Below are 12,654 nucleotides of genomic sequence, written 5' to 3'. Positions count from 1 at the left end.
ATTCGAAATGAATTTCGGCATGCCGAAATTCGTCCCGGTGGGGAGATCGTGCGGAGTAGAGGTGCCGCTCTCAGCGGCGGAGGTGGTTGTCGAAGAACCGTTCCGGCTCTGTGACAACTCGGAGAACACTACGCATCCGGGAGGGGCGTGTCAACCCCCCTCGGATGGGGCCGCGTGGCCTCTCGGAAGCTCAGTCGAGGTCCGTCAGACGGCCGCCGGCATCGGGCTGGGTGAGCTCCACGCGGCGGAGGAGCCGGATGAGGACCTCGCCGAGGACGCCCCGCTCGTCCGAGGTGAGGTCCTGGAGGAGCTCCTCCTCGAAGTCCGTGGCCATGCGCATGGCCTCCAGCCACTTCGAGCGGCCCTCGTCGGTGAGCTCGACGATCACGCGGACGCGGTTGTTCTCGTCGCGGTCGCGGGTGACCAGGCCTTCGCCGGCCATGCGGTCGATGCGGTGGGTCATGGCGGCCGGGGTGAGGCCCAGCCGCTTGGCGAGCTCGCCCGGACCCAGCCGGTAGGGCTCGCCCGCGAGGACCAGGGTCTTGAGGACCTCCCATTCGGCGTTGCTGATGCCGAGGTCGGCGAGCTGGCGTCCGTACGCCACGTTCATCCGTCGGTTCAGCCGGCCGAGGGCGGAGACGACCTTCTCGACCTGGAGGTCGAGGTCGCGGAACTCGCGCTGATAGGCGGCGATCTGCTCGTCGAGGCTCGGCTCCTGCGGAGCCTGCGGGCCGGACCGCTCGGGGTTGTCGGACATGCGGCCGAGTATCCCACGGGTCTCGTTGGCGTTGAAGTCCTTCGGTGTGTATTGTTAAGGCTCGAACTTTAGTGTTGAAGTCTTCAAGGTTCAGGGCTACACCTCTGAACCTGCGACCGAAGTGGGTGAGTGTGACCAAGGCGAGGGGCGCAGCGATGCGCCGTATTCAGGCAGGCAGCGCGCTGAGCGCGTTCGGACTCGGCTTCACCGTGCCGTACCTCTATGTGTACGTGGCGCAGGTGCGGGATCTGGGCGCGGCCACGGCGGGCATCGTCCTGGCCGTCTTCGCCATGGCCGCACTGGTGGTGCTGCCCTTCAGCGGGCGGGCCATCGACCGGCGCGGGCCCGTGCCGGTCCTCCTTGTCGCCTCGGTCGTCGCCGCCGTGGGTGCGGTGGCGATGGGCTTCGCCTCCAGCGTGCCCGCGGCCGTGGGGGCCGCGGCGCTGCTCGGTGCCGGTACGGCCGTGCTCCAGCCGGCCCTCGCGACGATGATCGTCTGGTGCTCGACGCCGGTCGGGCGCACCCGGGCGTTCGCCATGCAGTTCTTCCTGCAGAACCTGGGTCTCGGTGTCGGTGGTCTGATCGGTGGTCTGCTGGTCGACACCACCCGGCCGGGCAGCTTCATCCTGCTGTTCTCGATCGAGGCGGCGATGTTCCTGGTGCTGGCGGCGATCGTCGGGACCGTGCGGATGCCGGGCTCCCCGGCGTTCCAGGGTGCCCGTCCCTCCGAGGGCGGCAAGGGTGGCCTCCGCGCGCTGCTCGGCCACAAGGCCATGGTGCAGCTCTGCGTCCTCGGCTTCGTCCTCTTCTTCGCCTGCTACGGACAGTTCGAGTCGGGTCTCGCCGCGTACGGCACCGAGGCCGCGGGCATCCAGCCGTCGACGCTCGGTATCGCGCTGGCCGCGAACACCGCGGTGATCGTGGCCGCCCAGTTCCTGGTGCTGAAGTTCGTCGAGCGCCGCAAGCGGACCCGGGTGATCGCGGCCGTCGGTCTGATCTGGACCGTGGCCTGGCTGATCGCCGGGTACGCGGGCCTCGGGCACGGCAGCCAGGCCATGGCGACGGCGGCCTTCGTCTCGACTTACGCCCTGTTCGGGCTCGGTGAGGCGATGCTGTCGCCGACCGTGGCACCGCTGGTCGCCGATCTGGCGCCGGAGTCGATGGTCGGGCAGTACAACTCGGCGTTCGCGCTGGTCAAGCAGCTGGCGCTGGCCGTCGGGCCGGCCGTCGGCGGGCCCATGGGGGCCGCGCTGCACGGTCCGTACATCGTGACGTTCGTGCTCTTCTCGCTCGGCATCACGTTCCTCGCGGTGCGGCTGGGCAAGCAGCTGACCCCGGAGCAGAACCAGCCGTCGCTCGCCGTGAAGCCGTCCCTGGTCGTGGCGCAGCACCTGCCCGAGAAGGAGACGGCGGCCGCCTGACCTACTGGTCGGGCAGGGCGAACTCGCACCAGACCGCTTTGCCGCCGCCCGGTGTGCGGCGGCTCCCCCAGGACGAGGCGATCGTCGCGATGATCGAGATGCCGCGGCCCGCCTCGTCCTCCGATTCCGCCCTGCGGCGGCGCGGCAGGTGGTCGTCCCCGTCCGTGACCTCGATGATCAGTCGGCGGTCGGTGCGGCGCAGGCGCAGTCGCATGGGCGGTGTGCCGTGCTGGAGGGAGTTCGCCACGAGTTCGCTGGTGGCGAGGACGCCCAGGTCGCGCAGTTCGACCGGGAAGCGCCAGGACGACAGGACCCCGGAGGCGAACGCACGCGCGCGGGGAGCGGCCTCCACCCCGCCGAGGAGTTCCAGGGCCGCGTTGTGGAAGAGCTCGGCGTCCGCCCCCTTGCGGGACGGATGCTGGACGACCAGGACGGCCACGTCGTCGTCGTGCTCCGCGGTGACCCCCAGGGAGCGGAGCAGCCGGTCGCAGACGACCTGCGGGGTGCCGCTGGCGCCGGAGAGCGCGCGGGCGAGAGCGGCGACGCCCTCGTCGATGTCCTCGCGGCGCCGCTCGACCAGACCGTCGGTGTAGAGGACGGCGGTCGAGCCGGGCGGCAGGGCGATGGAGCCGGAGGCGTGCAGCCAGCCGCCTGTGCCGAGCGGCGGTCCCGTCGGGTCCTCGGCGCACCGGACGCTGCCGTCCTCGTCCCGGACGAGGATCGGGAGGTGGCCCGCCGAGGCGTAGACCAGCTTCCCCTCGCTGGGGTCGTGGATCGCGTACACACAGGTGGCGATCTGGCTGGCGTCGATCTCGGCGGCGAGGCCGTCGAGGAGCTGGAGCACCTCGTGCGGGGGCAGGTCCAGGCGCGCGTAGGCCCGTACGGCGGTGCGGAGCTGGCCCATGACGGCGGCGGCCCGCACCCCCCGGCCCATCACGTCGCCGATGACGAGCGCGGTACGGCCGGCGCCGAGGGTGATCACGTCGTACCAGTCGCCGCCGACGGCCGCGTCGGTTCCGCCGGGCTGGTAGGTGGCGGCGATCCGCAGGTCGTCGGGCTGCTCCAGGTCCTGCGGGAGCAGCGAGCGCTGGAGCGTGACGGCGGTCTCGCGGTGGCGGCGCTCGCTGGCCCGCAGCCGCTCGGCGGCCTCCGCGTGGTCGGTGACGTCGGCGGCGTGCACGAGGACTCCGCCGCCGCCGAGGTGCGCGCTGTCCACGGGCAGGCACGTCACCGTGTACGAGCCGCCGTCCTGGGTGCGGCGGGACTTGACCGTACGGGGCTTGCCGCTGCGCAGCACCTGGTCCATCAGCGGCAGCAGGCCGAGCTCCTCCGCCTCCGGGCAGGAGTCGGCGAGGGGCACGCCCGCGGGGCGGTGGCCGAAGGCCGCGGCATAGGCGTCGTTGACGTACGCGATGCGGTGGTCCGGGCCGTACGCGAGGGCGACCAGGCCGGGGAGCCGGCCCAGGAGCTCCCGTACGGAGAAGTCCTCCAGGGCGGGTACGTCGACGGGCTCGCCGGTCGCGGCAGCCTCGTGGGCGAGGTGCTCCAGCTGCTGCGCGTACTCACCGCGGGCGGCGGGCACGGAGCCTTCGGTCCCCCGCGCCGCGCGGCGCTGTGTACCGGGGAGCCGGGCGCTCCAACGGGTGAAGTTCACGGATCTCTATGCCTCGTGGTGTCGGTGCCGTGCAGAGTCACGCTGTGCAGGTGTGAGCCCACCTATGGTCACACGTCCAGTGTGGACGAGTGCACTGACAGTGATGTCAGGACGTCGGCTTGTCGCCGTGGGCGGGTGGCGGAGCGGCGGCGAGTTCGAATTCGGCGCGTGGGTGTTCCAGCGACCCGAGGGAGACGATCTCCCGTTTGAACAGGCCGGACAGGGTCCATTCGGCGAGGACCCGGGCCTTGCGGTTGAAGGTGGGGACCCGGCTCAGGTGGTAGGCGCGGTGCATGAACCAGGCCGGATATCCCTTGAGTTTCCGTCCGTAGACGTGGGCGACGCCCTGGTGGAGGCCCAGGGACGCGACGGATCCGGCGTACGCGTGCGCGTAGTCCTTGAGCGGCTGTCCGCGCAGGGAGGCCGCGATGTTCTCGGCGAGGACCCTGGCCTGGCGGACGGCGTGCTGGGCGTTGGGCGCGCACTCCTTGCCGGGTTCCTTCGCGGTCACGTCGGGGACGGCGGCCGCGTCCCCGGCGGCCCAGGCGTGGGCGACGCCCTCGACGGCGAGCTGGGCCGTGCAGCGGAGCCGGCCGCGTTCGTTCAGCGGCAGGTCGGTCGCGGCGAGCACGGGGGCGGGCTTCACGCCCGCGGTCCAGACGACGGTGCGGGTGGGCAGCCGGGTGCCGTCGCTGAGGACGGCGACCCGGTCCTCGCAGGTTTCGAGGCGGGTCTCCAGGCGTACGTCGATGTTCCGGCCGCGCAGCTCGCGGATGGCGTACCTGCCCATCTCCTCGCCCACCTCGGGGAGGATCCGGTCGGAGGCCTCGACGAGGACCCAGCGCAGGTCCTCCGGCTTGATGTTGTGGTAGTACCGCGCCGTGTAGCGGGCCATGTCCTCCAGCTCGGCGAGCGCCTCCACGCCCGCGTACCCTCCGCCGACGAAGACGAAGGTCAGGGCGGCGTCGCGGATCGCGGGGTCGCGGGTCGAGGAGGCGATGTCCATCTGCTCGATGACGTGGTTGCGCAGGCCGATGGCCTCCTCCACGGTCTTGAAGCCGATGCCGTGGTCGGCGAGGCCGGGGACCGGGAGGGTGCGGGAGACCGAGCCCGGCGCGATGACCAGCTCGTCGTAGGTGAGGTCGACCGCGCCGGCGCCCTCCTCGGCGGTCGCGAGGGTGGAGTGGGTCGCGGTCCGCTTGGCGTGGTCGACGGAGAGGACCTCGCCGATGACGATCCGGCAGCGGTCGAGGACCCGGCGGAGCGGCACGACGACGTGGCGCGGGGAGATCGAGCCGGCGGCGGCCTCGGGGAGGAACGGCTGGTACGTCATGTACGGCTCGGGGGTGACCACGACGATCTCGGCGTCGCCGGCTCTCAGCTCGGCCCTGAGCTGCCGCTGGAGGCGCAGCGCGGTGTACATGCCGACGTAGCCACCGCCGACCACGAGAATGCGCGCAGGTTCCGTCACTGTCCCATGACGCACCCCCGTCCGTGGTTTGTCCACAGCCCCGGCAAATTGTGTGACCGGAGGGGTACGGAGGCGCGGGGTGGCGCACGAGGGGAGTACGGGCGCAACGGCGCAGGTCAGGCTAGCCGCGCCGGGTTCGGTGGAGGGCCGGAATCGGGAGTGTTCCGGTCCTTGCTCCGATCGGGGGGCGCACCGTACGGAACTCCCCCTTCTGAATTGACCCGGACTCAACTATGTTCGTACTTCGTCGGGGTGTCGGATGGGAGCGCGTGGACCGAAGCGCTCGTCCTCCGGGAGCCCCGTTTCAGGGCGGGGAGTCTCCGGGGGGAGACATCATGAGCGGGGGAACGCTTATGCATATTCAGGATTCACGATGGCAGACGGGCGCCGGGACGGCGACCGTGGACGACGGCCCGCACGCGGGCGTCGGCGGTTCCGAGCGCAACGGCGCACCGGTGTCCGGCAGGTCCGCGCCGCTGCGGGTGGACGCCCAGCGCAATCTGGAGCATGTCCTGCGCGCCGCGCGCGAGGTCTTCGGCGAGCTCGGTTACGGGGCTCCGATGGAGGACGTGGCACGCCGCGCCCGCGTCGGGGTCGGCACCGTCTACCGCCGCTTCCCGAGCAAGGACGTGCTGGTCAGGCGGATAGCCGAGGAGGAGACCTCCCGGCTGACCGAGCAGGCGCGGGCCGCGCTCGGCCAGGAGGACGAGCCGTGGTCGGCGCTCTCCCGGTTCCTGCGGACCTCGGTGGCCTCGGGCGCGGGTCGGCTCCTTCCGCCGCAGGTGCTGCGGGTGGGCGTCGACGACGTCACGGTGCTGCCGCTCGGCGGTGACTCCCACGCCCCGGACGACGTGGCGCGGGTGCCGTACCAGCGAGGTGTCGAGCAGACCGAAGCGCGCGTGGTCGCACCGCGGGCCGTACCGGCCGAGGAGAAGGACGACGCGGGTGCCGCGGAGCTGCTCGAGGTCGTCGGCCGGCTGGTCGACCGGGCGCGTGAGGCGGGTGAGCTGCGGACCGACGTGACCGTGGCCGACGTCCTCCTCGTCATCGCCACGGCCGCTCCGGCGCTGCCGGACGCGGTGCAGCAGGCGGCGGCCTCGACGCGTCTCCTCGACATCCTGATCGAGGGGCTGCGCTCCCGGTAGGGACGGACCGGCCGCGCCCCGGCGCGGGCCGGGGGCTTAGTAGCCGTGGGTCTTCGTGACTCTGGGACTTCGTGACTCTGGGACTTCGTGGTCCCGGGTCTTCGTGGTCCGGTGTCTGCGTGGTCCGGGTGGATCAACGAGCATGACACGAACGTGTGAGCGGTTACGCCCGGATACACGAAGTCGCCCCGGACGAGTGGTAAGTGGACGCGGCGCCTCGGCGTGCCCGCGCTCTGTGGCAGGCTTGGCCGTTGTTCGGGTCCGAGCGTGCGTACGGGGGCTTCCGCGATGAGCGGTGACAGTCGGGACGAGCCGTTGGGCGGCCCCGCCGAGGCGGGGGATCCGCCCTCCCCGCAGGTGCCGAGCCAGGGTGGGCCGGGAGGCCTCTCCAGCGCCCCGGACAAGGCCGGTACGGGGTCCCCGGGCGCGGATCCGCAGGCTGCGGCGCCGGCCGGCGCCGCCGAGCCGCTCGACGCGAGCGTGCCGCCACAACGCGAGGGCAAGGCCTCCGGGTGGGGCGCCGGTTCGGGGACGGGCGCCGGACCCGACCCGGCCGGTCCCGATGCCACCGCCGAGGACGACCACGAGCACGACACCGTCCTTCCGCCGCCCGTCGAACTGCCGCCCTCCGACTCCGAGCTCGTCCAGCTCATGCGGGACGGCGACGACTCCGCGTACGAGGAACTCTTCCGCAGACACTCCGACGCCGTGCGCCGGTACGCCAGAACCTGCTGCCGGGACGCCCACACCGCCGACGACCTGACCGCCGAGGTCTTCGCCCGCACCCTCCAGGCGGTCCGCGGCGGAGCCGGTCCCGAACAGGCCGTGCGCGCCTATCTGATGACCACCGTCCGGCGCGTGGCCGCGAACTGGACGAAGACACAGAAGCGGGAACACCTCGTCGAGGACTTCGCGGTGTTCGCGGACGAGGCCGCCCGCGCCGCCGAGGGCTCCGACCCGAACGCGTCCTTCGGGGCGGGCCTCGACCTCGGCGCCGACGTCCTGGCCATGCACGAGGCCGAGCAGTCGCTCGCCATGCAGGCCTTCCGCTCGCTGCCCGAGCGCTGGCAGGCCGTGCTGTGGCACACCACCGTCGAGGAGGAGTCCCCCAGTGAGGTCGCACCGCTCTTCGGACTGACCGCCAACGCCACGGCCGTCCTCGCCAGCCGGGCCCGCGAGGGCCTCAAGCAGGCCTACCTCCAGGCCCACGTCAGCCAGTCCCTGACGGCCGGCGGCGACTGCGCCCGGTACGCCGACCGGCTCGGCGCCTACGCGCGCGGCGGCCTGCGGATGCGCGCCGAACGCGGACTGCGCAAGCACCTCGACGAGTGCGCCAAGTGCCGGGTCGCCGCCGGTGAGCTGGCCCATGTCAACGCCGGGATCCCCGCGCTGCTTCCGGTCGCCGTCATCGGCTGGTTCGCCGCCGGGTACGCGCTCAAGGCCGCCGGCGTCGTCGCCGGTGGCGCCGTCGGCGCGGGCGCCGCCGGTGCGGCGGCCGCCGCCACCGGATCCTCCGGCGGCGCGGCCTCGGGCGCCGCGGCCGAGGGAATCGGCGCTCCCGCCAAGGCAGGCATCGCGGCCGCCGTGGCCGTCGCCGCGGCCGCCGGGCTCGTCTGGGCCATGGCCGGCGATCCGCAGCCCGTGGCCGCGCCCAGACCCACCCAGCCCGTCGTCACCCCCGTCGTCCCGGCGGCGCCCGCGCCGACGGCGAAGCCGACGCCGAAGCCCGTACCACCGCCCCCGCCCGTGACGTCCGAACCGCCGGCGCCCACCCCGACGCCGCCCCCCACGCCCCCGCCGGCGAAGCCCACGCCGAAGCCGGCGCCCGCGAAGCCGTCACCGGAGCCGACTCCCCCGCCGAAGCCGACCCCCACGCCGACGCCCGCGCCCACCCCGCCGCCCGAGAAGCCCTCGCCGAAGCCGAAGCCGACGCCCGCCCCGCCGAGGGTCTACCAGGTCAACGAGCTGGACTACGGGATCTTCGGCGACGGCACCAAGCCCGAGGTCGCCCTCTCCGACAGCAGCTGGATGTGGCAGCGCGACGACCTGTCCATCGGCGGCACCCCGTACGCACACGGGGTGAGCGTCCACGCACCCTCGTCCCTGCTGATCGACCTCAACCGCCAGTGCACGCGGTACGACGCGGTCGTCGGCGTCGACGACCTGAGCGCCCTGCTGGGCGTCGGCGGCGTCCGGTTCTCCGTGTACGGGGACGAGGAACGGCTCTGGCGCTCGGACGTGGTCCGGGCCGGCGACCCGCCGGTCCCGGTGCATGTCGACATCTCGGGCCGCAGCACGATCCGGCTGGTCGTGGAGGAGCACACGCCGTTCGGGCGGGCCGCGGTGGCCGACTGGGCGCAGTCCCGGATCAGCTGCTCCTGACGCTCCCGCTCCCGTCCTCGCCCGGTGCGGGCCTCGTGGCGACGCTCTCCGCGAGGTCCAGCACCTCGTCGACGCCGAGGCCCTCCCCCGCCGCGCGGGCGGTGGCGACACCCGAGGGACCGAGCGCGGCGAGCGCCCGGTCGTTCACCGCCCGGAGGTCCCGCAGGCCCGGGACCGTGCGGGGCAGGTCGGTGCGCCAGCTCTCGACGGCCGCCATGATCCGTACCGCCAGGGCCGGTTCGCCCGCCGAGGACAGCACGACCGCGAGACCCTCCGCCAGTCCCGAGGTGATGAAGTCCGCGCACTGCGCGTCCCGCGCGCCGCGCAGCGCGTCGATGGCGGTGGCGACGGCGGAAGCCCGCCCCTCGACCGCCTCGACGCGCGCGGAGAGACCCACGAGCACCGCTTCGAAGTGCGGTGGGGGCGCTCCGGTCGCGACCGTCCGGCCCGCCTCCTCCAGCTGGGCGCGGGCCTCCGCGGTCTCCCCGCGGTACAGGGCGAGGGCGGCCCGCAGGAAGCACACGAACACCCCCGTGTCCCGGACGCGGTAGCGCTCCGCCTCCTGTGAGGCCTCTTCGAGGCCCTTCTCGGCGGCCTCCATGTCACCCGTCTGGTAGGCGAGTTCGGCGAGACGGGCCAGAAGGAACGGGGACTCGGCGTGCGCGCCGACCTCCCTGGCCAGCCGGAGGGCCTCCTCGTACGCCTCCCCGGCCTCCTCGCTGCGGCCGCGCAGCATCTGGGCCTCGCCCACCGCGCTCGCGATCTGGGCGCCCATCCAGCGGTCGCCGACGCTCCGGGCGAGGAGTTCGAGCTCGGCCAGGTCCTCGTCGATGCCGGGCATGCCGCCGGGCATGTCGACGACCATGTGCGTACGGAACATGAGGCTGACGCCGACCTCCCAGTCGCCGCCGTGACGGCGGCAGTTGGCGACGGCCTCGTCGAGGAGGGCACGGACCACGGCCGGTTCCTCGGTGAGGTACGCGGTGAACGGCCAGAGCAGACCGGGGAACCGGGCGCCCTCGGGGCCGGGCGGCTCACCGAACGCGCTCCGCACGCGGCGGGCGAGCGCGATCGCCTCCGGTTCCTGGAAGTCCCGCAGCGTGCGGCTCTCGACCTCCAGGAAGAACTGCAGCATGCGCAGGCGCATACGGGGCCAGTAGCGGGGGTCGTCGGCATCGGCCGGGTCGTCGCCGAGCGCGACCGCGCGCTCGACCCAGGCCAGGCCCTCGGGGCGGTAGTTGCGCAGCCACCAGAACCAGCCCATGGCGAAGACCAGACGGTGGGCGGCGGTCTCGTCGGGTGGGGATCCCCCCTGCTCCGGCGAGGCCGGGAGTTTGGGGGCGGTGCCGAGGGTGCGGTGCAGGGCGGCGCGGATGTTGTCCAGGTCGCGCTCGATCCGCTCGATCCACGGAAGCTGCTCGCCCGAGCGGAGCAGGGGCTCGGCGGTCTCGGCGAGGGCCGTGAAGTGGGCGGTGTGGGCGGCCTCGGCCGCGGCGAGAACCGCCGGGGTCTCGGCGGCGCGCTCGGCCGCGTACTCGTGGATGGTCTCCAGGAGCCGGTAGCGCATCTCGCCGCCCTCGGTGGGAGCGGCGACCACGAGGGACTTGTCGACCAGGGCGCCGAGCTGGTCCGCCGCGCGCGGGGAGAGGGCCTCCGCGGCGGCGAGGTCCCAGCCGCCGGCGAAGACCGACACCTGGCGGAGCAGGGTGCGCTCGCCGGGGTCGAGCAGGTCCCAGGACCAGTCGACGACCGCGCGGAGGGTCTGCTGGCGGGGCAGGACCGTGCGGGAGCCGGAGGTGAGGAGACGGAAGCGGTCGTCGAGGCGGTCGGCGATCTGGCGCGGGGTGAGCAGCCGGAGACGGGCGGCGGCCAGTTCGATGGCGAGGGGCAGGCCGTCGAGACGGCGGCAGATCTCGTCGACGGCCCCGCCGCCCTGGGTGAGGTCGACGTCGGGGCGTACGGCGCGGGCGCGCTCGGCGAAGAGACGGTGCGCCGGGTCAGGCGGCAGGGGTTCGAGGGGGCGGACCGACTCCCCCGGTACGCCGAGGGGTTCGCGGCTGGTGGCGAGGATGCGGAGCTGTGGGCAGTCGGTGAGGAGGGTCTCGGCGAGGGCGGCGGCCGCGTCGATCACGTGCTCGCAGTTGTCGAGGACGAGGAGGAAGGGACGGCGGGCGAGGTGCTCGACGAGACGGGCCGTGGGGTCGTCCTGGGGGGTCGCGCCCTCGCGGGTGATCAGGTTGACCTCGCGGAGCCGGAGCGCGGAGAGGACGGCGCCGGGGACGGCCTCGGGGTCGTCGAGCGGGGCGAGTTCGGCGATCCAGGCGGCGGGGGCCAGGGAGTCGGGGGTGAAGGAGCCGGGGGCGGGGTGCTCACGCTCAGGGGCGGGAGCGGCGGGGGAGGCAGGAGCGGCGGCCGGGGCGAAGACCCTCAGGGCGGCCTCCTCGGCGAGCCGCGTCTTGCCGGAACCGCCGGGGCCCGTGAGCGTGACGAGCCGGAACCGGTCCAGGTCGGCGTGGATCGCGGCCAGCTCGGGCTCCCGGCCGACGAAGGAGGTGAGACGGGGTCGGATGTTGCCGGGGGCGGCGGTACGCAGGCGCGTGCGGTCCGCCGCGGGCGGCCCGGAGTGGGGCTCCCCCGCCGCCCCGGGGCTCTGCCGCGGGTCCGGCGCCGTCGTCGGTCGCGGGCGGGTGGACGGGGCAGGCCCCCGCGGCCCGTCCGTCCGGGGCGGGGGCGCCGCGAGGAGTTCCTGGTGGAGGGAAGCGAGTTCGGGGCCGGGGTCGGTGCCGAGGGCGTCCGCGAGGGTACGGCGGGCCGACTCGAAGGCGGCGAGGGCGTCGGCGTGCCGCCCCTCGGCCCGCAGGGCGCGGATGAGCTGGGCGTGGAAGGCCTCGTCGTACGGGTACGTGGTGGTGAGTCCGGTCAGCTCCGGTACGAGTCCGTCGGTGGCGCCCCGGCGCAGATCGGCCTCGACGCGCCGGCGCAGTGCCGCGAGCCGCTGCGCCTCCGGGCGGATGCCCGCCGCGTCGGACAGGTCGGCGAGGGCGGGGCCGCGGAAGAGACCGAGGGCCAGCCCGAGGAGGGCGGAGGCCTGTGCGGGTTCGCCGGCGTCGAGATGGGCGCCGGCGTCCCTGACGTGCTGCTCGAAGACGTACAGGTCGATGTCCTCGGGGGCGGCGACCAGCCGGTAGCCGGGGCCGGGCGTGGAGGCGACGGCGTCGCTGCCGATGATCCGCCGGAGGCGGCCGACGAGGGCCTGGAGGGCGGCGGGGGCGTCCTGCGGCGGGGAGTCCCCGTACACGTCGTCGGCGAGCTCCGCGACGGACGCGGCACGTCCGCCGCGCAGCGCGAGCGCGGCGAGCAGCGCGCGCAGCCGGGCGCCGCCGACGGGAAGGCGGCGGCCGAGGGGGTCGAGGGCTTCGGTGGTGCCGAGGATGAGATACCGCACCGGCTCATTGTGTCGGGCGGCACGGACGTACGCCTCGGGGTTTACCCGGGAGTGTCCTCGGAGCCGCGACCTCGGACCGCGCGGATGCCAGGGCCTGGGACCGCGCGGATGCCAGGGCCTGGGACCGCGCGGATGCCAGGGCCTGGGACCGCGCGGATGCCAGGGCCTGGGACCGCGCGGATGCCAGGGCCTGGGACCGCGCGGATGCCAGGGCCTGGGACCGCGCGGATGCCAGGGCCTGGGACCGCGCCGGTGAGGAGGCGGGACCGCGCGGGTAGGGAGGCGGGACCGCGCGGCTGGGGAGGCGGACCGCCGTCCCCGGCTTGTGGGCGGACCGGGTGGCCGGGGCCGTCGCCGAGAGAACGGCGGACGCCATCGG

The 12,654-nt window shown here is 73.9% G+C and carries 7 protein-coding genes; 3 read left to right on the top strand and 4 right to left on the bottom strand.

Annotated elements, in window-relative coordinates:
* Positions 1–190 precede the first annotated feature (190 nt).
* A complete protein-coding gene (locus OG392_RS19605) occupies positions 191–757 on the bottom strand; it encodes a MarR family winged helix-turn-helix transcriptional regulator (protein WP_329281138.1) in 567 nt (188 codons plus the stop codon).
* A 155-nt stretch (positions 758–912) separates the two neighbouring features.
* Between OG392_RS19605 and OG392_RS19600 the strand changes: the two genes are divergently transcribed.
* On the top strand, positions 913–2,178 hold the full coding sequence (locus OG392_RS19600) for an MFS transporter (RefSeq protein WP_329281135.1): 1,266 nt from the start codon (positions 913–915) through the stop codon (positions 2,176–2,178).
* 1 nt (position 2,179) lies between these two features.
* Here the strand turns inward: OG392_RS19600 and OG392_RS19595 are convergent, their stop codons facing one another.
* Positions 2,180–3,832 (bottom strand): ATP-binding SpoIIE family protein phosphatase, encoded by a 1,653-nt coding sequence (locus OG392_RS19595; protein WP_329281133.1) that lies wholly within the window; start codon positions 3,830–3,832, stop codon positions 2,180–2,182.
* 106 nt (positions 3,833–3,938) lie between these two features.
* Positions 3,939–5,303, bottom strand: coding sequence for an NAD(P)/FAD-dependent oxidoreductase (locus tag OG392_RS19590; RefSeq protein WP_329281131.1), 1,365 nt, complete (start codon positions 5,301–5,303; stop codon positions 3,939–3,941).
* A 353-nt stretch (positions 5,304–5,656) separates the two neighbouring features.
* On the opposite strand from OG392_RS19590, the gene OG392_RS19585 reads away from it, so the two are divergent.
* Together OG392_RS19585 and OG392_RS19580 are read left to right on the top strand one after the other, a co-directional pair.
* Complete coding sequence (locus tag OG392_RS19585) at positions 5,657–6,448, top strand: TetR/AcrR family transcriptional regulator (protein ID WP_329281129.1); 792 nt, start codon at positions 5,657–5,659, stop codon at positions 6,446–6,448.
* A 288-nt stretch (positions 6,449–6,736) separates the two neighbouring features.
* Positions 6,737–8,830 carry a sigma-70 family RNA polymerase sigma factor gene (locus OG392_RS19580; RefSeq protein ID WP_329281127.1) on the top strand — a complete coding sequence of 698 codons (2,094 nt, stop codon included), beginning with the start codon at positions 6,737–6,739 and terminating at the stop codon, positions 8,828–8,830.
* On the opposite strand, the gene OG392_RS19575 is transcribed toward OG392_RS19580, so the two are convergent.
* Positions 8,817–12,275 carry an AfsR/SARP family transcriptional regulator gene (locus tag OG392_RS19575; RefSeq protein ID WP_329281125.1) on the bottom strand — a complete coding sequence of 1,153 codons (3,459 nt, stop codon included), beginning with the start codon at positions 12,273–12,275 and terminating at the stop codon, positions 8,817–8,819. The two genes, OG392_RS19580 and OG392_RS19575, sit on opposite strands and share 14 nt — an antisense overlap.
* Positions 12,276–12,654: the final 379 nt, after the last annotated feature.

This window comes from Streptomyces sp. NBC_00691, from assembly GCF_036226665.1.
In the GTDB taxonomy this organism is placed as follows: domain Bacteria; phylum Actinomycetota; class Actinomycetes; order Streptomycetales; family Streptomycetaceae; genus Streptomyces.
The sequence above is the reverse complement of the archived record's forward strand: the minus strand, read 5'-3'. Positions and strand labels throughout refer to the sequence as shown.